This is a genomic window from Proteiniphilum sp. (assembly GCF_034331125.1).
Lineage (GTDB): Bacteria > Bacteroidota > Bacteroidia > Bacteroidales > Dysgonomonadaceae > Proteiniphilum > Proteiniphilum saccharofermentans.
Genome location: NZ_JAXQGC010000014.1, coordinates 32588 through 59255, shown reverse-complemented (window position 1 = coordinate 59255; position 26668 = coordinate 32588). Strand labels below are relative to the sequence as shown.

Below are 26668 nucleotides of genomic sequence, written 5' to 3'. Positions count from 1 at the left end.
TATGAACGAATCTTCTCTTACATTATCTGAACTCAACCGTCAGGTGAAGGATGCTATCCGCGATCATCTGCCGGGAACCTACTGGATGCGGGCGGAGACAAGTGATGTGCGCCGTAACCGCAACGGGCATTGTTATCTCGAATTTATAGAAAAAGATGCTGTAACACAATCCATCATTGCAAAAGCAAGGGGGGTGATCTGGGCGAACGTCTTCCAGATGCTGTCTGCCTATTTCGAAGATGAGACCGGTCAGCAGTTCACGTCGGGGATCAGTGTATTGGTGCGTGTCTCGGTTGAGTTCCATGAACTTTACGGGTATTCACTTACCGTAGTAGATATCGATCCTTCATTCACCCTCGGAGAAATAGCACGTAACAGGCAACTCATATTAAAGCAACTGGAGCAAGAAGGGGTTTTAACACTTAACAGGGAGTTGGAGTTGCCGGAATTGGCAAACCGGATCGCGGTAATTTCGTCGCCTACTGCCGCAGGTTATGAGGATTTTTGTGATCAGTTGGCAAACAATCCGGGGGGACTAGTTTTCTATACCAGATTGTTCCCGGCGATTATGCAGGGAGACAGGAGCGAGGCTTCTATTATAGCAGCCCTGGAAAAAGTCTTTCAATACAGGGATTTGTTCGATGCCGTGGCCATTATCCGGGGTGGGGGAGCATCGTCAGACCTGAGCTGTTTCGACTCTTACCTTCTGGCAACGAATGTAGCGCAATTCCCTCTTCCGGTGATAAGCGGCATCGGGCATGAAAGGGATGTCACCGTATTGGATATCGTGGCCCATACCCGCGCGAAGACCCCCACAGCGGTAGCCGAGTTTTTTATAGCTCGTCTGAACCGTGTGGCGACAGAACTTCTCGACCTGGAAGAGAGGATAGTATCTGAAAGTGAATCGAGGTTATTGAAAGAGCAAACGGATCTTTTTTCGTTGTCCAAAGAACTGGTGCATCAATCCTCCCTTATGATACAAAGAGAAGTATCTGTAATACAGCAGCTTTCAGGAAAGATGAAATATGGGGTGAAGCACTTGTTGCAGCATCAATCCCATCTGTTGGAAAACAGGGAGCAATTCATTCAGATGGTCTCTCCCGTGAATATCCTCAAACGCGGCTATACCCTCACACTAAAGAACGGAAGAATTGTGACTTCGTTGAATGACCTCTCCGTGGAAGATGTTATAGAAACCCGTTTTAGGGATGGTTTTTCTACCTCTGTAATCACTAACATAGATAAATAGTAGGTTCATTTATAATCAGCAAAGGATATAATATGGCAAAGATGACCTATACAGAAGCTAAAAAAGAACTCGAAGCAATTGTTTCAGTGATCGAATCCGGCGAGTTGGATGTGGATGCGCTCACAGAGAAAGTGAAAAGAGCATCGGAACTGATCGCTTTTTGTAAGGAAAAGCTTACCAAGACCGATAAAGAACTACAGAAAATTTTAGATGATATCGCATGATCCCTGAAAAGAAGCAGAGCGTCATTATTGTAGCCGGAGGTAAAGGACTACGGGCAGGAGGGGAGTTGCCTAAACAGTTCCAACCCATCGGGGGTGAACCCATGTTGATACATACCATCAAAGCTTTTTATGATTATGACTACAGGATACGTATTGTCGTGGTGCTTCCGGAGGAAGCGCAGTTGTTGTGGTCACAATTGTGTGAGGAACATCGATTTCCTGTCCCGCATACAGTCGTGCCTGGTGGAGAAACACGATTCCATTCTGTGAAAAACGGGTTAGAAGAAATTTCGGAAGAGGAGATCGTAGGTGTTCATGATGCAGCACGACCGTTTGTAACACCACTGCTGATTGGGCGATGTTTTGAAGCTGCCTTCGAGAATCAGTGCGGAGTGATTCCGGTAATAGATGAAGTGAACAGTGTGCGTCAACTCACAGGAACAGGAAGCCGGATGGTCGACCGGAAACAGTTGAAACTCGTTCAGACACCACAGGTCTTTCCGGCGGGGGAATTGAAAAAATCTTATGAGGCCGGTTTTGATCCTTCTTTTACCGACGATGCATCGGTAGCGGAGAAATGGGGTATGGGTATTCAACTGGTTGAGGGGGAGGTGACCAATATCAAAATCACCACCCCTTTCGATATGGCACTTGCCGATTATTACTACCAGTTGATGGCAAATCGATAGGTTTTCGGTATTTTCTTCAGTAAATGGTATAGAAAAGTGGGCTAATTCAAAAAATATCATTCCATTTTGTCAAAATATCATAGAAATTTATTACTTTTGAAGGATCAATCAAAAGCAGACACCTATGGAAAAAATAGATAAGTTAGATCGGCAGATTCTGGAAATTATTTCCCAAAATGCCCGGATTCCTTTCAGAGATGTGGCGGAGCAGTGCGGTGTGTCGCGTGCCGCTATCCATCAACGTGTGCAACGGATGATCGAAAATGATGTGATTACCGGTTCCGGATACCATGTAAACCCAAAAGTGCTTGGTTATGCCTCCAGTGCTTATATCGGGGTAAAACTCGAAAAAGGATCGATGTATAAAAATGTGATCCCCGAATTCGATAAGATTCCTGAAGTGACCGAATGTCATTTTACTACCGGTCCCTATACCCTTTTGGTGAAAATTTTTGCCCGCGACAATGAACACCTGATGGATCTGCTGAATAACCGGATCCAGGAAATACCGGGTGTGGTAGCCACGGAAACCATGATATCACTCAGCCAGAGCGTGAAGCGGGGTATCCCCATCGTAAAAGGAGCGGATGATATATAACCATCGCGGTATTATAAAATACATATATACTAAGAAGCTGTTTAAATTTGTTTCGCAGGAAATTTAAACAGCTTCTTGGTATTTATAATCAGGATGTTGATCCGGCTCTCCCCGGATTTTATGGTCATTTATTTTTTATCGGGTCATTTTTTTTATACCTTTGTGCCACATTTTGCAATTCTATAAAGGTGCAATTGCAGTCATAGCAGGTTAATTGTTAACGGTCGCACACTGACAGCGGCCAACCGGCTGTATAGCTTTTATTTTCCCTGATTGTTAAAATCGGTTACGGGATTACCCTCAACATCATATGGGGGTGTCTTTGTGTGTCGGAATCGCCCGGCTCCTTCTTCTGTTTTTTTCCGGGGGATTGTTTTTTGGGAATATAAGTTAAATCAAATAATGTATATATGGATTTAAAAAGAACGATTTTTATTTTTTCACTGTTAGTTTTTTCAAGTTTAGTTATTGCACAACCGCAGGAGCGGGAAGATGGCTTCAAGATCGGGGGCGCGATGCGGTATAATATTTTGTCGACCAACTACGAGAGCGGCGGGAGTAAGTTGAACCCGGATGCTACCTGGGATACCTGGCGGTTGAACGTCGACGGGTCGATGTCGGGCATTGACCTCAGTTTTGAATACCGCTTCTATCCTACTTTCGACACCCACTTTATTCATCATGGATACCTCGGATATGCTTTTTCTGACAAGGTATATATGAAACTGGGCGTGTCGCAGGTGCCTTTCGGTATCCCCGGTTTCGCGTCCCACTCCTGGTGGTTCCAGATACCTTATTACCTGGGACTGGAAGATGATTATGATATGGGCCTCAGCTTCGATCTGAAGCCGGCCGAAAATCTCGACCTGTCGCTGGCGTACTTCCGGCAGGCCGAACCGCAGGGGCCGGGGGCAGACGCTTCCACCGGGCGGTACTCCTACGATATAGTGCCGGGAACCGGCGCTTTTGTGAATAATGATGGTGAAATCGATGGTGCTACCGCAAGCCTGCGGGAACTGGACCAGTTCAATGCCCGTCTTGTCTGGCATTTTACCGACAACTGGCAGGTAGGACTGTCGGCCCAGGCCGGAGGAATTTATAATTCAGCACTCGACGAGACCGAACTCTCCACTGCCTTTGCCGGACATGTGACCGGTGATTTCGGGCGGTTTAATCTGAAAGCCGAGGTGATCCGGTATGACTATAATGCCAAAGGCGATGAGGGACAGGATCTCGATGTGGTGCAAATGGGCGGATACGGCTACGCCTATGGCGGTGGCGACGGATACACCGGCGGTGTGGCATCAAAAGCCAATATCTACGTGGCCGGACTGGCTTATACCATTCCGGTGAAGTGGGGTCCCATCACTTCTATCCAGCCCTATATCGACTATTCCATGGTAGATAAAGATGTGGATATCTTCCATGATACCCACCACCTCGTGCCGGGTATGATGGTCACTGCCGGACCGGTATATACCTACATTGATTATGCGTTAGGCAAAAACCAGCCATGGCTGACCGACGATTTCGGGAAGGGACTCGGCTCGGGCGTGGAAGACGCGGACTGGAACAGCCGGTTCAATGTAAATATAGGTTACTATTTTTAAAGAGAAGAGAATGGCAAAGATCGATAAAGAGAAGAAAGTAAAACTGAGGGTGGAAAACCTGACCCTTATCTTCGGTAAAAGGAAGAAAGAAGCGCTGGCGATGCTCAATAAAGGGGTTTCCAAGGAGGAGATCCTGCGTAAGACCAAATGTACGGTCGGCGTCAATAAGGCTAACTTTGAAGTGTATGAGGGTGAGATATTCGTCGTCATGGGACTCTCGGGGAGCGGAAAATCAACTTTGGTCAGATGCCTTAACCGTCTGAATGAACCGACGGCAGGAAAGGTTTTCTTCGGCGAGGAAGATATTACCCGCAAAGGGAATAAAGAGCTCCAGGATACGCGCCGGCATGAGATGAGTATGGTTTTCCAGAAATTCGGATTGCTCCCACATAAAACCATCCTTGAGAATGCCGCCTTTGGGCTTGAGCTCAGGGGCGATCCCCGGGAAGAACGGGAAGCGAAAGGGATGAAAGCGCTTGAGACTGTCGGGCTGCAAGGCTACGAGGAGCAGTATCCATCGGAACTCTCCGGCGGGATGCAGCAGCGTGTGGGACTGGCACGGGCGCTGGCCAATGATACCGATGTATTGCTGATGGATGAGGCGTTCTCTGCCCTCGACCCGCTGATCCGGTCCGATATGCAGGATGAACTCCTGGAGATACAGAAGAAACTGAAGAAGACCATCGTGTTCATTACACACGATCTGGATGAGGCGATCAAGATCGGCGACCGTATTGCCATCATGAAAGATGGTGTGATTGAGCAGATAGGAACCGCAGAGGAGATCCTGACCAATCCAGCAAGCGAGTATGTGGAGACTTTTGTGGAGAAAGTGGACCGTAAGACGGTGATCACTGCCGAAACCCTCATGTTCAGGAAACCGACGCTCCTGCAACTGCAAAAAGACGGTCCGATGCAGGCTATCCGCAAGATGCGCTCCGCCGGGCTGGATATGTTGCCGGTAGAGGATGAAGAACGGGTGTTCAAGGGATATGTAAGGCTGAATGATGTGCTGGCCCTCAGCAAGGCGGGGGAGAACTCCCTTGAAAAGGCGTTGAGGACCCAGGTTCCCAGTATTTACAAGGAATATACGGTGGAGGAGATGCTTCCCCTGATCTCCGGGAATATTTATCCCCTGGCGGTGGTCAGCCGCGAAACAGGGCAGTTGCTCGGTTTAGTCACACAGACATCGGTGATCATCGAGTCTACTCGCTATGGTGATGAAGAGGTAAGCCAGTTGAAAGAGAAAGCCAACGAAATTTAATGGTCAATGGTATGTAATTTCCCCATTTACCTGCGAAAGTTCACTATATTAGCGTAATAAGAAATAATTAAACCCAGGTTTCGCATGCAGATTTGTAATGTATGCAGCTAAAGTGGAGACATTTAGATCTTTTATGGGTCACAAAATATCGTCAGACGCATGCTTTAGTTGCAATCATACGACTTACGAAACTTGAATAATTAAACCGAACATATGAGAAAAGTAATTGATTTAGGAAAATATATTGAGATCGGGATTGATGCCCTGGAGGAGAACCTTTCTGTCCTCTGGCGGGCGATAGACGATGGTATCTCGTGGACGGTAGACCACATGAGCGATCTGCTGCTGGGAACCCCTTTCTGGTTGTTTATACTGTTGGTCGTCCTGCTGGCATACTATGCCAAATCAGGCCGCAGATTTTTGACGAAAGAGGGGATGAAAGCAGGGGGCGGACTTGCCCTTTTCGTACTCTCCGGCTTTCTGCTGATTTACCTCATGGGCTACTGGAGAGAGGCGATGCAAACCACCACGCTGGTGATCATCTCTACCGTGATTGCCCTCTTCTTTGGTATTCCCTTCGGTATCCTGGCGGCCAAGAACAAAACGGCAGATCTCATCATCCGCCCCATACTCGATTTTATGCAGACCATGCCGGCGTTTGTTTATCTTATTCCGGCCATCTTCTTCTTCAGTGTGGGGAATACACCGGGGGTGATTGCCACGGTGATCTTTGCTTTACCGCCTGCCGTGCGGCTAACCAGCCTCGGGATACGGAATGTGCAACCCGATGTAATTGAAGCGGGACGCGCTTTCGGCGCTACCGAGAACCAGATCCTGATGAAGATACAGTTGCCACTGGCAATGCCTACGATCCTTACCGGCGTGAACCAGGTGATCCTGCTAGCCCTGTCAATGGTGGTGATCGCTTCGATGGTAGGCGCACGGGGACTGGGAAGTGTTGTCTACCAGGGCATACAACAGAACGATATTGCAAAAGGGTTCGAGTCGGGACTGGGGATCGTGATCCTCGCTATCATCCTCGACCGGATCACACAGTCATTCGCGAATAAAAAAGGTTAAAAAGTTTACATGTAAAATTGGAAAATTATGAAAAAGATGAAGTATTTAGTAAGCCTGTTGCTGGCCGTGGCCATCACATTTTCGATGAGCTCATGCGGAGGTAGCAGCAGTGGCGGTAGTGACGAGGTGACTATCCTGTACCCTAACTGGGCCGAAGGGATCGCCTTTACCTACCTGGCAAAAGTAGCGCTTGAGGACCACGATTACGCAGTGGACCTGATCAATCTCGAACCGGGACTGATCTACGGTGAGTTGTCGAAAAGCAATTCGAAAGGGGATGTTTTCCTTGATGCGTGGTTACCCTATACCCACGAGGATTACTGGAACGATTATGGCGATGACCTGGTAAAGCTGGGTGAGTCGTTCAGCGAAGGGACAACCGGGTTGGTAGTGCCTTCCTATGTAGAGATCAATTCCATTGAAGAGTTGAATGCCCACCGCGACCGTTTTGGCGGTGAGATCATTGGGATCGGTAGTGGTGCCGGTATTCATCGTAATACCCTAAAGGCGATAGAGGAATACGATCTTGATTTCGAACAGGTGACCTCCAGCGGGCCGGCCATGATAGCCAGCCTCGACAAAGCGGTGAAAAACAACGACTGGATCGTGATCACCGGTTGGAAACCTCATTTCAAGTGGTCTAATTTCGACTTGAAATACCTTGATGATCCCAAAGGGGTTTATCCTATGGATGTGTGTGCTATTATTTCCAGAAGGGGATTTGAAGAAGATATGCCCGAGGTGGCGGATTTCTTTAAGAAGTTCAACCTCGAAGAGGAACAGCTCTACAGCCTGATGGCCGCGATTGATGAGGATGGAGAGGAAGCCGGGGCTCAGAAGTGGTATGAAGCCAACCAGACCCTCGTGGATGGGTGGTTTGAATAATCCCTGATGATAACTCCTGCCATTTGGAGCACTACACTTTGCGTGCGTGTTGCCGGAGCCGGATAAAAACCGGAGCCGGATCAGTTTATATATGTGAGGCCGTCTTTTGAAGCGGCCTCACTTTTGTATTGGCCGCTTTTGTATAGGGGCATTTTGTATAGGCCTCACTTTTGTGTCGTACGGTGACACTTCCTGAAGGGGGTCGTTCCCGAAAAAATAAAATAATAATTTTTCCATTTATATTTGGTTTATAATATAAACTGATTTATATTTGCAGTGTTATTGCGGTTTAAAATATAAACCGATTTATTAATTATAAAATAAAAAGCAATGGAAGAGAGGCAATTGAACGAGAAGGAAAGTTTGGAACTTATCGCTCGAATGATCCAAAACACGCAACGGAAAATGGAGAAAAGCAACGGAATGCCATTTCTTGTCTGGGGATATACTACGATTGTGGTGTCTTTACTGATATGGTATTTTTTATCAACAACAGGGGATTACCGGATACATTATTTGTGGTTTCTGATCCCGGTGATAGCCGGTCCTATGATGTTCGTTCTTATCAGGAAATATGAAAAAGGCGTCAAAACCTATATCGACAGGGTAGTTGGGTATGTCTGGATAGTGATAGGGGTGACCGGTTTTATGATATCGATAACAGCTATGTTTTTCTGGAATTTACCGATACTGTTCATCGTTATTCTGCTGATGGGGAGTGGTACCGCAATCACCGGGCTGGTTATACGTTTTACCCCGATAGCGGTTGCCGGGTTTGTGGGAATTGTGTTATCACTTGCCTGCCTGTTTACGCAAGGTACTGATCAGATATTGGTTTTTGCCGGCTTATTTCTTGTGATGATGGTCATTCCCGGTCATATTCTCTATGCAAAAGGAAGGGGATAGTTATGTTTGCATCGCTCGATCCTTTATTACATTCCGAACTTCGTCTCGCTGTGATGTCCATCCTTATTTCGGTGGAAGAGGCAGATTTCGTTTACCTCCGCGAGAAGACCGGAGCTACTGCCGGTAACCTCAGCGTGCAGATCGACAAACTGAACGAAGCAGGGTATATTGATGTGGAACGGGGATTCGCCGGTAAGCGTACACGTACTGTCTGCCGCATTACGCAAAAAGGCATGCATGCTTTTCAACTGTACGTGCAAGCTTTGCAGAGTTACCTGAATCCGCCGAAAGAGGAATAAAAAAAGGCTGACATTCAGCCTTTTTAATGTCGGGATGAGGTGACTCGAACACCCGACCTCCACGTCCCGAACGTGGCGCGCTAGCCAACTGTGCTACATCCCGATCAATTGTGGGTGCAAAGGTAAATAATTTTTTCCTATTCCGAGAGGAATTATATGAAAATTGATTATTTTTGCATCTGTAATGCGGCAATAGCTCAGTTGGTAGAGCACTAGCTTCCCAAGCTGGGGGTCGCGAGTTCGAGTCTCGTTTGCCGCTCAATCACTTACGGCCGAAAACCGTAGGTGATTTTTTTATTTGGTCGAGCCCTGGTCGAGCAAAAGTCCATAAACATCAAAAATAAAACATTCACTATAACTATTCATTGAATCCAATTTTGCCTCTGTATATCACAATCGTTTACCCGCTTTACCCGATCAACCCCAATATTCCGTCCTGTCACAACCTGTCGATGTTCCCTTCAATTATTTCACCCAAGAAACATCCTGTTTCAATAACAAAACCATAACTATCCGAAAATCGTTTAGTAATTGTAAGAGAGGTGTAAGTCATTATCATAGCGTGAATCTATACCTGCACGCCATGATAGTTAGAGAGGATTGAAAAATTGACAGAATCTGATTATTCTTTTGCGCAACAATTCGGCTACTGTTTTTGTGCCCTACCTCTGGGCCACCGGATATCGGGTTATCTATATTGAATAATCTTGTCAGGTTCATTGTGTAACCCAACAGAATAGCTTGGGTAATTATTATCTGAATTTTGGTTAGAAGTTTTTCATGTCGTATTAGAGAATGAATGTGTTATGAGAGCCAAAGAATACCTTGAGATTAATAAGAAAAAAATTTACCATTATGATCTGGTAAAAAAGCTGTTTACGATCTTTACTCTTTGAGAAATAATAAAAGACAGACAGAAGCCTATTTCAATCAGTATCTTTTTGCGGATGCAAGATACCGGAGTCATGCACAATATTATGCAAATAAGTCACCCTCAACAATTTTCAATGAAAGTGAGAATGAAATTGACAAAACCATTGCCCATAAGGTCAGGATGGAAATACTCAATGTTATCTCCGGGGACGATACATTTGTTTTCGCCTACAATATTATAGCATTGGGAGCAAATAAGTACGATGACAACCATCCAATAATGACCGTTAACCTGAAAGAAGAAAATCTGAATACTGTTTCCTACATTGAAGATGTATGTAAAAAATACAAGGAGGATTACCCCAAGGCCAGTTTGGCGGATTATTTATTGGATGATGACAATAGGGCGATTTTTTACAATAAAAGATGCGACTTGCTGAAAGATGAAGAATGGTGGCTTTGTGCTTTCAATAAAGCCTATGAGATTTTTGACCGGCTACGTGTCAAGATCTCTGATCCGTTCAAAGCGCAATACATTGTGAAAAATATCTACTTCAATGATAAAGTCCTGGAAAGTACCATCGTTGGAATTATTAAAAGCCTTATCGACAATTACACTTATGATCTGACCGACGCACAGAAGAAAAAGTTTGCAATGTTATCCGATAATATCAATGGATATGGGAATGACCGTTTCAAAAAAATAGATGAAACGTATCTGGCAAATATATATGACATAAATCTGGATGAAACAAACTGGCTCAAATCGACACAGATGTTTAATTACGATATTATTTCTATGTGGGCCACACATGAAGCCTTTAATCTCGAACAAAGACTGCATATTATCGAGCTCATAGAAAAGAGATACCTCATCGAGAGGGAAAAACATCCCGATATTTTTATTTACGATCTCTCGCAGTTCTTTGTTTCACTTCGTGAATATGTCTGTTCCAATTGTGTGGCAGAATCCGGAGAAGGCCGTTATTCACAAACCCGATTGGAGAGGGTAGGGGAACTCAAAGAACAGATACAGCAACTCAATCAAATCATCAATGAAAAATCGGAAGAAATTGAGACACTGAAAAACACGATCGGGCAACTTAACCGGTTGCTCGATGGAGAAAAACAAAAAATCAGACAACTCAAAACCAAACTCCGGTCAGAAACACAAACACTCAAAAATACGATAGCAAAACTCACTGAAGAAACCAACACCAGGGGAATGACCATGCCCCAGCAGGTATTGGCATTTTATTATCTTTTCAACGAGATGGGGATAAACTTCAATAACTCCGACAAAACTCAATGGGCAAGATTTATCAACACCTTCACCGGAAAGAATTTCCAAAACATCCGGACCGAACTCAATATCGATTTCGAGTGCAAAAAAACACAGAAGAACCTAAGAATAGTCGCTGATCTTTTTGCAGAATTATTCCCGAGGATCCAACAAAAAGTAATAAACGATAGCCAAATCTAAAATTGTAGTGCCGGCTGTAGTCCGGCACGTAGCAAGCAACACGCACTACAAGGTTATTATTGCTTCTCATATTTGAACCACTTTCTCACTTCCGGGGAAGTGGTTTACTTTCCTATTGGTACGGAAGTGAACCTACATACCGATAGTATCATGACTGAAAAAACAATCACTTTTAACGATGTACCTGAAGCAATGACCTACCTGATTGAAAAATTAGACAGGTTAGAAAATTTAATCGAATCCGCAGTCTCCCCTAAAACCGATGAGGTACAATGGTTGGATATCGATGCCCTATGCGAGTATCTTCCCGACAAACCGGCCAAACAGACAGTCTACGGATGGGTATGCAAGAAAACTATCCCCTTCCACAAAAAAGGAAAAAAGTTGCAGTTCCTGAAAAGTGAAATCGACCGCTGGTTGCTCTCCGACGAAGCACCACCGGAAGAACAACCCGAAGTCTTCCGGATCTCCACCCGGAGAAGAAAAAACTACTAAGATGGCCGACAGTAAACATACCGGTAGCCATCATGACAGGAACGATTGGAGCGACTGGATCGATGCGCAGGATGTGATGCAAAAGCTTCACATTTCGCTGCGCACGCTCCAAACATGGAGAACCAACGGAATCCTGCCCTATTCACGAATCCGGGGAAAGCTCTATTACCGGAAATCCGATATCCTATCCCTGTTGGAAGAAAACTACAATGGAAAGAAAGGAGAACCCCTATGATTGGAAAAACAAGTACCAACATAAATGCGCGGCAACTACAAGCAAATACCAATAACGGGTTTTCTTTGGAAAACTCCGACTTTATTGATATCCTTGAAATGGATTTGCAGAAATTCAGGAGCCAGTTCAGCGAGAAACACGAAGAACCGGCAATCGACCATTCCAAGATACTCAATTCATTATTCGAGCAGATCAATGAGGTCGATTTCCGGGAGGAAGCCGGGTTTACCAATGAGGATCAAAAATTATCGAAGAAACATTACCTGGTAACCTGCGTGGAGAAAATTCTGGAAACGGCCAACCTCAACAACTGGGGAATCTGTCGCAACCACGATTTTATCTACCTCTATAATGGCGAGTATTGGAGCCTGTTGGATAACATAGAGTACCAGACCTTTCTGGGGATCGCTGCAGAGAAGATGGGAGTAGACCGGTTCGATGCCCGGCTTTACACCTTCCGGGAACAACTACTCAAACAATTCCTTGCCGTGGCAAACCTGCCAAACCCGCCACAATCCGATAAGGTGTTGGTAAATCTCAAAAACGGAACCTTTGAAATTGACGAAGGACGTCTGAATCTACGCAAACCCGACCGGAACGATTTCCTCACCTACCAACTCCCATTCTGTTACGACATAAATGCCAGATGCCCGGTCTTCGATTACTACCTCAACACCGTCCTGCCCGAAATTGAAAAGCAACAGATACTCGCCGAGTATCTGGGATACCTCTTTATAAAACCTTCGGTTTTAAAACTCGAAAAAGCATTGCTCCTTTATGGCAAAGGAGCAAATGGCAAATCCGTTTTCTTCGAGATCGTGAACGCCCTCTTGGGAGGAACCGAGAATGTAAGCAGCTATTCGCTGCAGAACCTCACCAACGAGAACGGTTATTACCGGGCCATGTTGGCGAACAAATTGGTGAATTACGCCAGTGAGATCAACGGCAAACTCGAAGCATCCATTTTCAAACAGTTAGTCTCCGGCGAACCGGTGGAAGCACGATTGCCATACGGAGAACCGTTTACCCTGATTAATTACGCCAAACTGATCTTCAACTGTAACGAGCTCCCGAAGGAAGTCGAGCAGACGATAGCCTATTTTCGCAGGTTCCTTATCATCCCTTTCGATATCACCATCCCGGAAGAAAAACAGGACAAGCAAATAGCACAGAAGATAATCAGGAACGAACTGTCAGGCGTATTCAACTGGGTACTCGAAGGACTGAAACGATTGCTCCACCAGAAGCAATTCACCCGGAGCGAAGCAGTGGATAATGTACTCGAACGGTATATGAGAGAATCCAACACCGTTATCCTGTTCCTCGAAGAAGAAGGATACCGGGCATCACTGGATGAGTATGTACAACTGAAAGAACTCTATAACGACTACAAATTATTCTGTTATGATGGAAGTTATCACCCGGTATCAAAGCGGAACTTCAGCGAACGGCTCCGGAATGTGAACATAAAATCAGAACGGAAGAACTACGGTATGGTAGTCTATGTAAAGAAATATTTTTTTTAGAACGTTCACTTCGTTCACTTTCTACACCTTTTTCGGTATTTCAGGCCCTTTTTCTCCAAAATCGTGTACGAAGTGAAGAAAGTGCAGCTTGAAAAACAAATTATTTTTATGCCACACTATAAAAAACCATATTTCCAACCCTATAAGGGAAAGTCAACCCGGCACACCTGCCCGGCTTGTAAGGACACCTACTCATTCACCCTCTACCTCAATGGGAACACCGGCCAACCCATCCATCCCACGGTAGGCAAATGCAACCACGAAAACAAGTGTGGCTACCACTATACACCTCGTCAATATTTCAACGATCATCCCGAAAAGAAAAACAAACAGCCACAAAAACAATCGACATCCCAACAACCGAAAAAGCAGCAACCATCATCGTGTCAATTGCCTTCCCGGCAATTAACACCACCTCAACAACTCCAAATCCAACACCCTCTGCAACCGGCCGAGAGTACCCCAAATAAGAAACCCTCATCAGAAATAAACCATATACCCTACACCTATGTAAAACGTTCAGCGTCCTATAATTCCAACTTTGTTCGTTTTCTCTGTAACTATTTCTCCAAAGACAAGATCGAAACTGCAGTCGAATACTATGCCTTGGGAGCGACAAAAAATAAGGAAGTCATATTTTGGCAAATAGACATCAACGGGAAAGTCCGTACAGGGAAGATCATGCAGTACAATCCCAGAACGGGCAAAAGGATAAAAAACAATACCGGAGCAATCGATTGGGTACACAACAAGTTAAAGAAGACTAATCCCGGCTACGACAATTTCAATCTCCGACAATGCTATTTTGGAGAACACCTGTTGCGTCTCTATCCTAATAGACCGATAGCCATTGTTGAGGCAGAGAAAACAGCCGTGATCACGAGTATGGTAATCCCTCAATACAACTGGTTAGCTGCAGGCAACCTCAACGGGTTGAACATTGAGAAATCAAAAGTATTCGAGAATCGGGATATAGTCCTTTATCCCGATGCCGGGTGTTATGAAAAGTGGAGTAAGAAGATGATTGAAATAAGAAAACAAATACCCTGCAAGATAGCCGTATCCGAACTAATCGAATATCATGCAACCCCTCAACAGATAGCAGCCGGTTACGACATTGCCGACTATATCATCCAACAACTGAATGCCGGAAAGCATCTCCCCCAACAACACCCACAGAGCCAAATCCCACCTCAGCCAAAACAACCGACTCAATTACAGTCGGAACAACAATCATCACCTCTTCAATCTGAACAATCATTCCAATCCCAAACAGAAGATAACACAGAGCCTCGTAACAGCACCCCTTTCAGCCCCACACTCCAACGAATGATCAGCATAAACCCCTCGCTATTAACCCTCATAAACGAATTCCAATTGGTCGAATGCCCATGAAGCAGTAAAATAAGAACCCCGTTAATTAACGAAACAAATCGAAAAAATATACCTAAATTTGCAAGGAGAGCAAAATGAAATTGGTAAAGGTGGAAATTTTACTATTCAAAGAACGATCATTTAGTGTATGAATAATACGGAATTAATAAGACTGGTCGATGAATTACGAGCTTTACCCAAAGAGAATGAATGGGTAGAATTCAAATCCGGGAATGCGGTTACCAATGAAAGATTTGGAATGTACATTTCCGCTATCTCCAATGCGGCCTGTATTCATAACAAACCTTTGGGCTATCTTGTATTTGGTATAGATGATAAAACTCATGCAGTGCAGGGCACTTCTTTCAGGTTTCATAAAAGAAAAGAAGGTAATTCAGAACTGGAACTATGGATCCGGCGATTACTCACCCCTTCAATCAAGTTCGAGTTTTTTCCTTGTGATTATAATGGTCATTACCTCGAAGTTTTTAAAATACCGGCAGCCGTTGGTGAACCCACTCTCTTTAAGAATACTCCGTATATTCGTTTTGGATCAAGCCTGACTGAATTAAGAAAATATCCCCAATACATCAAGGCAATTTATAACTCACAAGACGACTGGTCGGCCAAGATAGTTGAGAATGCCACAATCAAAGATCTCGATAGTGAAGCAATTTCCCTTGCAAGAGAAAAATTCAAAGAAAAGATGGCCGGAAAACCTTTCTTCGATGATATAGACTACTGGTCGGATGAAACCTTTCTCGATAAAGCCAGAATTACCTTAAATGGTAAAATCACCAACACCGCAATTATTCTTCTTGGAAAACCCGAATCGTCTCACTATATTCTGCCCAGTGTGGCACAGATTACATGGAAACTCGATACCGAAGAAAAAGCATACGAGCATTTTGAAATACCTTTCTTTACTACCGTGAATGATGTCTTGAGACAAATTCGCAATGTCAAATATAAATTCTTCCCCAGAAATCAACTCGTTGCCGTTGAGGTACAAAAATATGATCCCGAAGTGATACTCGAAGCACTGAATAACTGTATTGCACATCAGCAGTATAGCTACAACTCCCGTATCATTTTAACTGAACAGACCGGTAAACTGATATTTTCCAATGCCGGAAATTTCTTTGAGGGAAGTGCAGAGGATTATACCACGGGAAACAAGACCCCACAGAGATATAGGAATCGATGGTTGGCCGATGCGATGGTTACCTTAAAGATGATCGACAGCATGGGATACGGTATCCATAAGATGTATAAAAGCCAGATGCAACGATTTTTCCCTTTGCCGGACTATTCAAAGTCAACTATGGATGAAGTAGTGCTTGAAATATATGGCCATACCATTGATGAGAATTACTCAAAGCTCCTGATCGAGAAAAAAGACGACATCGACCTGACCGATGCCGTGCTTTTGGATAAAGTGCAAAAATCGCTCCCTATCAATGATGAAGCAGCCCGGAGACTAAAACAAAAAGGATTTATAGAAGGACGGAAACCAAACTACTTTATTTCCTCACAGATAGCCAGGATAACCGACAAAAAGGCCCAGTACACACGTAATAAGGGATTAGATACGGAACTACTCAAGTCATTTATTCTAAGGCATATCGACATACACGGCTACGCTACCAGAAAAGAAATAGATGAATTACTAATGGATAAGATGCCCGATTACATGGATGAAAAACAGCGTAAAAAGAGAATTGATAATATCATACAGGATATGAGAGGCGATACTATTCTAAACATTGGAAATCGCAAAGTTCCTAAATGGGTAAAAAAGAACAATTAAGTAATAAACTAGGAATAAAATCAATAGCTTTTAGGAATAAAGACAATATATATGTCTGATATACATTAAGTTGATTTTTGATAATTAGGAATAAACTAGGAATAAACTAGGGAAGGAAATGATGTTTTAAGGGAAGGAAAGCTATTCAAGTGTGTGATATTTAGATTTATATGGCGGAGTGAAATAGGGAAGGATAAGGGATAAATAATCATGAAAGCCGGTGGACTCTATGTTGAACCCTCGTCCGGAGAATTTTCCGGAAGCAAACGACTATCGTAATCCTGTAATAGCGGAGGGAATGAAAATCCTGCCATACCAGTAACCATACCAGTAACCGTACCAGTAAGTGATCACGTAAAAGTCGCAAAGTTCCTAAATGGGTAAAATATTAGCTTATTAGACAACTAGTCATCCCAATAATCCGCTTTCTCCCACAACACAGGTTAAGCGGATTATTAATTTCAAATCTTTAAACACATTTAACCGCCGGTTTCAGTCCATTCCTTTTTGACTACCAATCAAAATTATCGTTATATTTGTGGTAATTTTAACAGATACACGATGACTCCATTTCAAAAAATCCTCGAACGTTATCGCAGGTATTCGTTCTCGCAAAAGGATAAAGGGGAAAGGTTTGAAAGATTAATGCAGGCTTATCTTCTTACCGATCCTAAGTATGCCTCACGCCTTGACAAAGTTTGGCTTTGGGATGAATTTCCTGGTAAGCTCGATTTTGGAGGTCACGATATTGGTATAGATCTAGTGGCTCGAACAACAGATGGTGAATATTGGGCCATACAATGTAAATGCTTTCAAGAAAGTACAGTCATCGATAAGCCTGCTGTTGATAGTTTTCTTGCCACGTCTGGCAAGTCGTTCTTAAACGAGCAGATGAAAACCACTCGATTTTCGCAACGTGTATGGATATCGACCACGAATAAATGGGGGCCTAATGCTACCGAAGCGATACGTAATCAACAACCTTCGGTTGTTAGAATTAATCTGTTTGATCTTGTCGAAGCTCCTGTTGATTGGGAAAAGTTAGAAGAGGGTATTCATGGTGAAACAGCAAGGACACCAAAAAAATCATTATATCCTCACCAAAAAACTGTGCTCGAAAAAGCACATGAGTACTTCAAGGAAAACGATCGAGGTAAACTCATCATGGCCTGTGGAACCGGTAAGACTTTCACATCGCTAAGAATTGCAGAATACGAGACAGAGCACAAAGGGCTTATATTGTTTCTTCTTCCTTCTATTGCATTGGTAGGACAAACTCTTCGTGAATGGAGTGCCGATGCCATGGAACCCATCAATGCAATTGCCATTTGCTCAGATCCTAAAATAAGCCAGCAAAAACAAAAAAATATAGACTCTGACTCTTTCAGCCTGGTCGACTTGGCATATCCTGCCTCTACCGATACCAATTCTATCTTACAACAGTTTCGGCAGATTAAACAGAATCGGCCTAATGGCATGACGGTAGTGTTTTCCACGTATCAATCCATAGAAGTTATAGCAAAGGCTCAGAAAAAAATAATAGAAGAAGGTTTTCCGGAATTTGATCTTATTATATGTGACGAAGCGCACCGCACTACCGGTGTTTCATTGGCTGGAGAGGACGAATCCGATTTTATAAAAGTACATGACGGCGATTTTCTTAAGGCAAAGAAAAGGCTATACATGACAGCTACTCCACGGCTTTACGACGATAATGCCAGAAGTAAGGCTGCTGAAGCCGAGGCCGTTTTATGTTCCATGGATGATGATGCTTTATATGGAAAGGAGATCCATCGCATAGGTTTCGGTGAAGCCGTGGAACGAGGATTACTTACAGATTACAAAGTCCTCATCCTAACACTGAATGATAAAGATATTCCACCGGGTGTTTTGGAGATGTTCACAAAAGATCAAAAAGAAATCGATACAGACGATATCTCTAAAATTATCGGTACTGTGAACGCATTTTCCAAACAGTTCATTGGAGACGACGAACTCACGAAAAATACAGATCCGCTGCCGATGAAACGTGCCGTCGCTTTTTGTGCGAATATCGAAACCTCAAAAACAATCTCCTCTGTTTATAATTCGGTTTCAGAATCATATATCGACCAACTTCCTCAAGAAGAACAGGAAAATATGATCTCTCCCGTGGCTAAACATATGGATGGAACCATGTCGGCTCCGGTGCGTGATCAGTTACTTGGCTGGCTAAAAGAAGATACCCGTGATAACGAATGTCGTATCATAACAAATGTCCGTGTACTCAGTGAAGGGGTGGATGTTCCCTCTTTAGATGCAGTGCTTTTCCTTTCCGCACGAAATTCACAGGTTGATGTTGTTCAATCGGTAGGACGTGTGATGCGAAAGTCTCCCGGAAAGAAGTATGGTTATATTGTAATTCCTGTAGTAGTTCCTTTTGATGTAGATGCTAATGAAGCGCTCGACGATAACAAACGATACAAAGTAGTGTGGACGGTATTAAATGCACTCCGGGCACATGACGACCGGTTCAATGCTACGATAAATAAATTAGACCTTAACAAGAAAAAACCGGCTAATATTCTTATAGGTAGGCCAGCGTATGGCTTTGATGAAGATGACAATCCTATCCCGGCCCAGGAGTCTCCGGAGAAATACGAAAAAGGAAGTAATCTGGCCAACCAGCTTGCATTGCAATTCGAGCAGTTACAGGAGGTAGTTTACGCTCGAATGGTAGAGAAGGTTGGAAGTCGACGTTATTGGGAACAATGGGCAAAGGATGTGGCCATCATAGCGGAACGGCAGATAGAACGAATTACCTATTTGGTAGAAAACCGCAAAGAACAGAAAAAAGCATTCGATAAATTTCTTGTTGGGCTGCAAAAGAACATCAACCCCAGTACTTCTGAACAGCAGGCAATCGAAATGTTGGCACAGCACATGATCACCAAGCCAATTTTTGAAGCCTTGTTTGAGGATTACTCTTTCGAAAAGAATAATCCAATTTCAGAAGCAATGCAAAAGATGCTTAATCACTTAGAAGGTGAATCTGTAGCGGATGAATCCGAAAAACTGCAAAGATTTTATGAATCTGTGCGTAAAAGAGTGGAAGGAATCGACAATGCGGAAGGCAAACAACGTATAATTATCGAACTTTACGATAAGTTTTTTAAAAACGCTTTCCCTAAAATGGCCGAACAATTAGGTATCGTGTATACACCGGTCGAAATTGTAGATTTCATCATTCATTCGGTGGATGACGTACTTAAAAAGGAGTTTGACCGTTCCATCTCAGATGAGAACATTCATATCCTCGACCCATTCACTGGTACCGGAACGTTCATCACACGTTTACTACAAAGTGGGCTTATCAAGGATGAAAACTTGGAAAGAAAATACAAACATGAGCTTCATGCGAATGAGATCGTTTTACTGGCTTATTATATCGCTGCAGTCAATATCGAAAACGCTTATCACGATTTGATAGGTAAGTCCAGGAAAGTAGAGCCAAAGGAGAATTATGTACCCTTTGAGGGTATTGTTCTTACAGATACCTTCCAGTTGGGAGAAACCGAAGAGAGCGAAGAACTTTTTTCGGAAACGTTTCCCCAGAATTCTGCCCGGGCAGCAAGACAAAAAAAGACTCCCGTGCGTGTGATTATTGGAAATCCACCTTATTCTGTAGGACAAAAATCAGCAAATGACAATGCTCAAAATCAGAAATACGCCAAATTAGATAACCGCATAGCACAAACATACGCTGCCCAATCTTCAGCTGGCCTAAAAAATGCTTTATATGACTCATATATTAAAGCCTTCCGTTGGAGTACAGACCGGTTAAACTCAGACCATGGTGGTATTATTGCGTTTGTAACCAATGGAGCATGGCTTGACGGGAATAGTACCAACGGTTTCCGTAAAACGATTGAAAAAGAGTTTTCTAGTATTTGGGTTTTCAATTTGCGTGGAAATGCACGAACTCAAGGGGAATTAAGGAGAAAAGAAGCTGGCAATGTTTTTGATAGCGGTTCTCGTGCTCCCATTGCTATTACTCTGTTAGTAAAAAAACCGGAGGCCACGAACAAGAAAGCCACAATCCATTATCACGATATTGGCGATTACTTAAATCGAGAGGAAAAACTTAAAATCATTACAGGATTTGGTTCCATCGATAATCCCAAAATGGATTGGACTCAGATTAATCCCAATGAACATGGAGATTGGATAAGTCAAAGAAATAATTTATTCTCAACCTTTATTCCGATTGTTAAAAATGAAAACGAGAATTCTTCTTTTTTCAATTTTTATTCATGGGGTCAGAAATCAAATAGGGATGCTTGGGCAAATAATTCGTCGAGAAAAAAATTGCTACAAAACATAAACAAACTAATTGATTTTTATAACATTCAGCGAAACGAGTATCATTTGAATAGTGACAATGAGGATATAGAAGTAGAGGATTTCATTAATCCGGATCCTACTAAAATAAGTTGGTCAAGATCGTTAAGACGAAGGTTGAAGAATAATCAAGAGCTAACCCCAACGGAGAACTGTATCATTTCTTTGTATAGGCCCTTTTTCAAACAATATCTTTATTACGAGAGAGATCTCATTGAAGAAATTGCAAGAATCCCTCAACTCTTTCCTACAAATGACTACGATAATCGTGTAATTTGTTTAACAGGGAAAGGAGCCTCAAAAGATTTTTCGGTATTAATGACGGATGCTGTTCCAAATCTCGATACGATAGAAAAGGCGCAATGTTTCCCCCTATATTATTATGAAAAAAACAATAATCAGCAAAAGTCTCTGTTCGATGACCCAGATGAAAATGAATACATTCGTAGAGATGGAGTATCGGATTTCATTTTAGGTCGTGCTCAGAAACAATACGGAAAGAATGTATCGAAAGAAGATATCTTCTATTATGTATATGGATTTCTATATAGCCCTGATTACCGTATAGCGTTTGCCAACGATCTTAAAAAAATGTTGCCGAATATTCCCCTCGTTGATGACGTCCGTCATTTCTGGAAAATCAGCAGAGCTGGCAGGCAGCTTACTGAACTTCATATTAATTACGAGAGTATACCCCCATGCCCGAATGTAACAGTTACCGGTGATGATATCGGTTATTTCAAAGTACAGAAAATGAGATTTCCCAAGAAAGGGCAAAAAGACACCATCATTTTCAATAGCAAGATTACCATATCCAACATTCCCGACAAAGCGTATGAGTACATCGTGAACGGGAAATCTGCCATCGAATGGATTATGGAACGCTACCAGGTTACAGTCGACAAGAAGAGTAAAATTAAAAATGACCCCAATGATTGGGCCAACGAGACTGGAAATCCCCGTTACATTCTCGATTTACTACTAAGTGTGATTAATGTCAGTCTCCAAACAGTTGATATTGTCCATCAATTACCTGAACTCAATTTTCACGGTATGGAATCGAGTGATTAAGAGTGATCCACTCTATACGTTTTATCATATTGTATTACAATAGAGTAAACACTTTTACCAGTTTTCACGTAAAACAAATGTAAAACAGAATAGTATTTTCGTAAAGGGAAAATTCATTCTTTTCTTTTTCGTTATTTTTGTAATTAAGCATTTGTAATACAAAAACATCATGATTGAAGAAGAAATATTGTTTTCCTATGAGGAATTAAATTTAATTCAAGAATCAGCACTTAAGAACTCTTATTTGAGAGATCCGATGTTTGTTGCTATTTCAAAGCAGCCGACTGGAGTTTTGACGCTTTCACCCATTCATGGTTTGATTTTTGCAAAAGGGAATGAATATACTGGTTTTGAACATATTGTTCAAAGGCATCAGCAATCTAGACCACATTGGATTAAATCAAGTGATGAGAATGATAATTATTATTTCAGATTACAGGATCAAGGGTTGTTTCGACCTGACTCCGTTCCAATCTATGATTATTGTATGATTGCTGACTCTTTATATAAAAATGAAAACCTAAATGTTGAAAAGAATAAAAGGCCCGATCTTTTTGAAATGTATACAGGTGAACATACTCATCAAGACTTAGAAACTTCTAAATATAATTTGCTAATCTATAGAGGAACTAAAGTTGTACACACTATTTATCCTCAATCAAATAAGAATAATCCTAAAAGAGTAAAGGGCTTTAATTATTCAAGAGGGGCAGCCTCTTCAAGTTGGGATTTTAAGAACTCAATAACAATGATTGAGATCCCTTATTTTGATCACAATAACATAGTAAGATATCTTCTGATTTTTAGAAAAGTTTCGGATAAACTTACAGTAATAATTCAAATCAATGACATTTTAGGAAATCCCTGGAAATCTGTATTTGTTGGTAGACTTAAAATTGATTTTAATAAATTTCGTGATGATTTTGATCCATTTGACGTAATTAGATTAGAATGTGGGGATTTAAGGGTATTAGAGAGAAAAATATTAGAATTAGATAAATGCTTTATAAAGATGACAAATCAAGAAAATCAGGAAAATAAGCCGAAAAAACGAGAGTAATTTTTACCCTCATTATGCAAACGAGAGTAATTTTTTTGTATTTTTGCCCTTGTGTCAAGAACGAGAGTAAAACTTACACTTGAAAGATATGAGCAAATTTGATCGTAAGAAACCATATAATGACTTGCCATTGCTACCGCCAAAGGCAGATATTGAAACGAAAGATATACTTCGCAAAACCATTTCCGCCGGTAGGGCCCTGGCACAACTCAACGGTACTTTGTTGAATTTGCCCAATCCTACCCTGTTTCTGGACACGATCTACCTGCAGGAAGCAAAGGCGAGTTCCGAAGTGGAAAATATCATTACAACCAATGACGAACTTTACAAATCCCTTGTAGCCGACAGAAAAGTGGAAAATTCTGCAACGAAAGAGGTGTTAAGTTACAAGGAAGCACTTTGGTCTGGGTTAGAACAACTAAAGACCAAGCCTTTTATCACCACCAACCTTTGCATAAGAATTGTGCAGTGTATCAAACAAAACAACGCCTCTATCCGGGTTACTCCGGGTACAACGTTGAGCAATACACAAGGCGAAGTGATTTATACCCCGCCAAGTGGAGAAACCGTTATCCGGGAGAAATTGGCAAATCTGGAAAAATTTATCAATGAGGATGAAAGCATAGACCCCCTTATCAAAATGGCGTTGATGCACTATCAATTTGAAGCCATTCACCCATTTGCCGACGGTAACGGACGAACAGGCCGGATTTTATTATTGCTCTACCTCAAACTTTCGGGGTTATTAGACACTCCGGCCATTTATTTGAGTGAGTATATCATCAAAAATAAGACGGAATATTACCAAAGACTACGTGGTGTAACTGAAAAAAATGAGTGGGAAGAATACATCCTGTTCATGTTGGATATGATAGAACAAACCTCTGCAAGAGGACTGGAACGACTTAACAGGATAACAAAATCCATAGACGAAACCGCCGAAGAAATAAAAACAAGATTGCCAAAAATCTACTCCAAGGATTTGGTTGAAATTCTATTCCGTTTGCCCTATACCAAACGCCAACATTTAATTGCGGAGAACATCGGAAACGCCAAAACAGTCGGAAATTATTTAATAAAGTTAGAGCAGAATGGATTTTTGAAATCGGTAAAAGTAGGAAAAGAGAAACTGTACCTGAACGAAAGGCTGTTGAAGATTTTGGAATAATAAATATTGCCCGGACAGCATAAGACTCTTGCTACATTTTCAGTTCCATTGCCCCCGCAAAAACAACCTTTACATTTCTATCCCCCTCAGGTTAACTCCACCAATACCCGTCAGTTCTATCTTCAGTTGACTACAATTTGTAGTCAACTGAAGATACAATCTGCCGACGATAAATATTACAAAATCAATGTTGCTGATGTAGAACCTAGAACCAATCTCACCATCTGCTTAATAAATCCTGCCATATTTTTTCTCATTCTTTGCTGTACGGATTATTTTTCTTATTTTTGAACAAGTAAAAACGATAATGGATATCTATACGCATCTGAGAACAATGGGAAAAAACAATAAAAATAACGTTCCTGTCTTTTCGCCCAATCTGTTTTGGGACGTAAATGCTGATGACTTGGATATGGTGCAGCATAAAGCTTTTATTGTCAACCGTGTGCTCGATTATGGTCAATGGGACGATTGGAAAACTATACTTAACTATTACGGTTTGGAGCAAATCGCTTCCATAGCCAAAGATTTAAGAAGCCTGTTCCCAAAGTCATTAGCTTTTATATCAACAGTATCCCGTATTCCTGAAAATCAATTCCGATGCTACGAACTTTTACAGTCGAAAGACGAACTCTGGCACTTCTGAAACAGCTACAGCAAATGCCTTTGTTCCAAAACTCGAGGCTTGTCGGTGGTACTGCACTTGCATTGCAATTGGGTCACCGAAATTCCATAGACCTTGATTTTTTTGGTGAGTTTCAAAATTCGTATATTGATTTCCTGAATGCATTTAATAACGAGGAACTTACAGTGAATTCTTTGCAAAATACAAAATCCATCCATATTTTTGAAATAGAAGGTGTGAAAGTAGATATTGTAAACTACCCCTACAAATGGCTGGAAGATCCAATTGAAGATGATGGGATAAAGCTGTCGGGATTGAAAGATATTGCTTCGATGAAGCTTGCTGCGATTACCAATAGAGGAACCAAAAAAGATTTTATTGACATGTATTTCCTGTTACAACATTTTTCATTGAACGAAATGTTGGGATATTACAAAACAAAATACAATACAAATTCCATTTACAATGTAATTCGCAGTTTAGTTTACTTCGCCGATGCCGAAAACGATCCCATGCCTAAAATGTATATACCGGTTATTTGGGACGAAGTAAAATCGACCATCAAAGAATCTGTAGAAAAAATTTCTGTATAGTAGTAATCATAGAAGACTACTGGTTAACACCTATCCCCCCGGCAAAAACAACCTTTTACATTTCTATATCTATCCTGGTTAAACAGTACATTCCGAAATTTCTAATCCCGTAGCTACGATCATTCGGGTACAGAGAAAATTGGGGAACGAAGATCAAAGGTAAAACACATCACACCTTTCAACCCAGTCCACCAATACCAACCTCAGACCCACGAAAAAATCCCCAATTCCCCCTGTAACCCTGCCGTGCAAAGGATGTTTTTGCCTCACCGACAGTGAAACCCGTGTTCCGTCTTGTGTTCCTTTCAACATCCCCCGGAAGTCCTGATACCACCCTCATCCCTGTAGTGCACCGATGAATCCTACCGACAGTCCAATTTCCAACCCTCACCCCGGTAGTGATCCCGCCCCATCCCGGTATTCTCCCGGGATGCAGTCCACACGGCTCTTTAACCGGAAACCGTAAAACCAACCATCCCGTTCCTATTCGGTAAACTCCCGAACCCACCGGTCACCAGTATAACCAAACAGGTTATAAGGTGTTCGTCAATCGCTCCCTTAGTTTCGCAAAACATATGAGCAAGGGCAAGCAAGTGGCTTTAAAAAAATCTCCACCCTTGCTTCGCTGCAGGTAGTATTTTTTCAGCCACCCTTGCACACACCGCAGCCACACCTCACGCTTCCGCTCCAGTCCACTTCGCTTGCGGAGGACGATCCTCGATGATACCAACCTATCACATCCCCAGAAAATATCCAATAAGAAACCCCTTCAAATCGCTCCGTTTGGTGCTCATCGTGGCGTGGCTGCTTGTTTTGCTGCACAACGCTCGCTCAATCCTCACCCGTGGCTACTCTTGCCCCCTTAAACCCCGATATCGAATTCGCTACGCTCATACATCTGTTTCTAAGGGGGCAACCGCCACTCAGTGTTTCTGCTCGCCTGCTGGTCGCTCGGGCTACACGGGGTGTCACACTTTTTGTAAATCCACCGCCCTGCCGCTATTGCAGTGCTCATTCCACTCACTACGTCTGTTGCCGACCCTCATTCTTCGGGACAACAACATCCTTCGTTCGGTTCCATTCACACCGCACCCCTGTATCACGGCAAGAGCTTAATTCCGCTCGTCATCCCGTTCCATCCTTCGCTCATTACACTACAGGCGCTTTTCCC

At 42.6% G+C, this 26668-nt stretch carries 22 protein-coding genes and 2 tRNA genes; 22 read left to right on the top strand and 2 right to left on the bottom strand.

Annotation, left to right across the window (positions count from 1 at the left end):
* The first annotated feature begins 1 nt into the window (after window position 1).
* The 10 genes from xseA to U2P89_RS03980 all read left to right on the top strand — a co-directional run bounded on the left by xseA (window position 2) and on the right by U2P89_RS03980 (window position 8804).
* Window positions 2–1249 (top strand): exodeoxyribonuclease VII large subunit, encoded by a 1248-nt coding sequence (xseA, locus tag U2P89_RS04025; RefSeq protein WP_091906714.1) that lies wholly within the window; start codon window positions 2–4, stop codon window positions 1247–1249.
* Window positions 1250–1281: 32 nt separating this feature from the next.
* A complete protein-coding gene (gene xseB / locus U2P89_RS04020) occupies window positions 1282–1473 on the top strand; it encodes an exodeoxyribonuclease VII small subunit (protein WP_091906712.1) in 192 nt (63 codons plus the stop codon).
* Window positions 1470–2162 (top strand): 2-C-methyl-D-erythritol 4-phosphate cytidylyltransferase, encoded by a 693-nt coding sequence (locus tag U2P89_RS04015; protein ID WP_091906710.1) that lies wholly within the window; start codon window positions 1470–1472, stop codon window positions 2160–2162. The genes xseB and U2P89_RS04015 overlap by 4 nt, the downstream gene beginning before the upstream one ends.
* A 124-nt stretch (window positions 2163–2286) precedes the next feature.
* Entirely contained in the window at window positions 2287–2760 is a 474-nt protein-coding gene (locus U2P89_RS04010; protein ID WP_091906708.1) for an Lrp/AsnC family transcriptional regulator, read from the top strand.
* A gap of 410 nt (window positions 2761–3170) precedes the next feature.
* Window positions 3171–4370: a hypothetical protein gene (locus U2P89_RS04005; protein ID WP_091906706.1), complete on the top strand. Its 1200-nt coding sequence runs from the start codon at window positions 3171–3173 to the stop codon at window positions 4368–4370.
* Window positions 4371–4380: 10 nt separating this feature from the next.
* A complete protein-coding gene (locus U2P89_RS04000; RefSeq protein WP_091906704.1) occupies window positions 4381–5634 on the top strand; it encodes a quaternary amine ABC transporter ATP-binding protein in 1254 nt (417 codons plus the stop codon).
* 213 nt (window positions 5635–5847) lie between these two features.
* Window positions 5848–6714, top strand: a complete 867-nt coding sequence (locus U2P89_RS03995) for an ABC transporter permease (RefSeq protein ID WP_091906702.1) — start codon at window positions 5848–5850, stop codon at window positions 6712–6714.
* A 36-nt stretch (window positions 6715–6750) separates the two neighbouring features.
* Complete coding sequence (locus U2P89_RS03990) at window positions 6751–7599, top strand: glycine betaine ABC transporter substrate-binding protein (RefSeq protein WP_313379792.1); 849 nt, start codon at window positions 6751–6753, stop codon at window positions 7597–7599.
* Between the two features lie 330 nt (window positions 7600–7929).
* Window positions 7930–8505 carry a hypothetical protein gene (locus U2P89_RS03985; RefSeq protein ID WP_091906700.1) on the top strand — a complete coding sequence of 192 codons (576 nt, stop codon included), beginning with the start codon at window positions 7930–7932 and terminating at the stop codon, window positions 8503–8505.
* Window positions 8506–8507: 2 nt separating this feature from the next.
* The gene (locus U2P89_RS03980; protein WP_076931729.1) at window positions 8508–8804 is read left to right on the top strand and encodes a winged helix-turn-helix domain-containing protein; all 297 of its coding nucleotides are present in this window, start codon (window positions 8508–8510) and stop codon (window positions 8802–8804) included.
* 29 nt (window positions 8805–8833) lie between these two features.
* On the opposite strand, the gene U2P89_RS03975 is transcribed toward U2P89_RS03980, so the two are convergent.
* Window positions 8834–8907 (bottom strand) — tRNA-Pro (locus U2P89_RS03975).
* Between the two features lie 83 nt (window positions 8908–8990).
* On the opposite strand from U2P89_RS03975, the gene U2P89_RS03970 reads away from it, so the two are divergent.
* The 12 genes from U2P89_RS03970 (at window position 8991) to U2P89_RS03915 (ending at window position 25497) form a co-directional block, all read left to right on the top strand.
* A tRNA-Gly gene (locus U2P89_RS03970) sits at window positions 8991–9063 on the top strand.
* A 633-nt stretch (window positions 9064–9696) separates the two neighbouring features.
* On the top strand, window positions 9697–11160 hold the full coding sequence (locus tag U2P89_RS03965; RefSeq protein WP_322190697.1) for a hypothetical protein: 1464 nt from the start codon (window positions 9697–9699) through the stop codon (window positions 11158–11160).
* A 150-nt stretch (window positions 11161–11310) separates the two neighbouring features.
* Window positions 11311–11655 (top strand): helix-turn-helix domain-containing protein, encoded by a 345-nt coding sequence (locus tag U2P89_RS03960; protein ID WP_175533516.1) that lies wholly within the window; start codon window positions 11311–11313, stop codon window positions 11653–11655.
* 1 nt (window position 11656) lies between these two features.
* Window positions 11657–11890 carry a helix-turn-helix domain-containing protein gene (locus U2P89_RS03955; RefSeq protein ID WP_091910238.1) on the top strand — a complete coding sequence of 78 codons (234 nt, stop codon included), beginning with the start codon at window positions 11657–11659 and terminating at the stop codon, window positions 11888–11890.
* The gene (locus U2P89_RS03950) at window positions 11887–13416 is read left to right on the top strand and encodes a DNA primase family protein (protein ID WP_313379822.1); all 1530 of its coding nucleotides are present in this window, start codon (window positions 11887–11889) and stop codon (window positions 13414–13416) included. Before U2P89_RS03955 ends, U2P89_RS03950 begins: the two co-directional genes overlap by 4 nt.
* Before the next feature lie 108 nt (window positions 13417–13524).
* On the top strand, window positions 13525–14811 hold the full coding sequence (locus U2P89_RS03945; protein ID WP_322190696.1) for a DUF6371 domain-containing protein: 1287 nt from the start codon (window positions 13525–13527) through the stop codon (window positions 14809–14811).
* Between the two features lie 127 nt (window positions 14812–14938).
* Window positions 14939–16600 carry an RNA-binding domain-containing protein gene (locus U2P89_RS03940; protein ID WP_322190695.1) on the top strand — a complete coding sequence of 554 codons (1662 nt, stop codon included), beginning with the start codon at window positions 14939–14941 and terminating at the stop codon, window positions 16598–16600.
* Between the two features lie 561 nt (window positions 16601–17161).
* On the top strand, window positions 17162–22051 hold the full coding sequence (locus U2P89_RS03935) for a DEAD/DEAH box helicase (protein ID WP_313379825.1): 4890 nt from the start codon (window positions 17162–17164) through the stop codon (window positions 22049–22051).
* Between the two features lie 169 nt (window positions 22052–22220).
* Window positions 22221–23111 carry a hypothetical protein gene (locus U2P89_RS03930; protein ID WP_091910025.1) on the top strand — a complete coding sequence of 297 codons (891 nt, stop codon included), beginning with the start codon at window positions 22221–22223 and terminating at the stop codon, window positions 23109–23111.
* A gap of 88 nt (window positions 23112–23199) precedes the next feature.
* A complete protein-coding gene (locus U2P89_RS03925) occupies window positions 23200–24279 on the top strand; it encodes a Fic family protein (RefSeq protein WP_092025568.1) in 1080 nt (359 codons plus the stop codon).
* A 307-nt stretch (window positions 24280–24586) separates the two neighbouring features.
* Window positions 24587–24925 carry a DUF6922 domain-containing protein gene (locus U2P89_RS03920; RefSeq protein ID WP_322190694.1) on the top strand — a complete coding sequence of 113 codons (339 nt, stop codon included), beginning with the start codon at window positions 24587–24589 and terminating at the stop codon, window positions 24923–24925.
* The gene (locus U2P89_RS03915; RefSeq protein ID WP_322190693.1) at window positions 24880–25497 is read left to right on the top strand and encodes a nucleotidyl transferase AbiEii/AbiGii toxin family protein; all 618 of its coding nucleotides are present in this window, start codon (window positions 24880–24882) and stop codon (window positions 25495–25497) included. Before U2P89_RS03920 ends, U2P89_RS03915 begins: the two co-directional genes overlap by 46 nt.
* A gap of 178 nt (window positions 25498–25675) precedes the next feature.
* Here U2P89_RS03915 and U2P89_RS03910 read toward each other — a convergent pair whose 3' ends face one another.
* Complete coding sequence (locus U2P89_RS03910; RefSeq protein ID WP_322190692.1) at window positions 25676–25969, bottom strand: hypothetical protein; 294 nt, start codon at window positions 25967–25969, stop codon at window positions 25676–25678.
* Window positions 25970–26668: the final 699 nt, after the last annotated feature.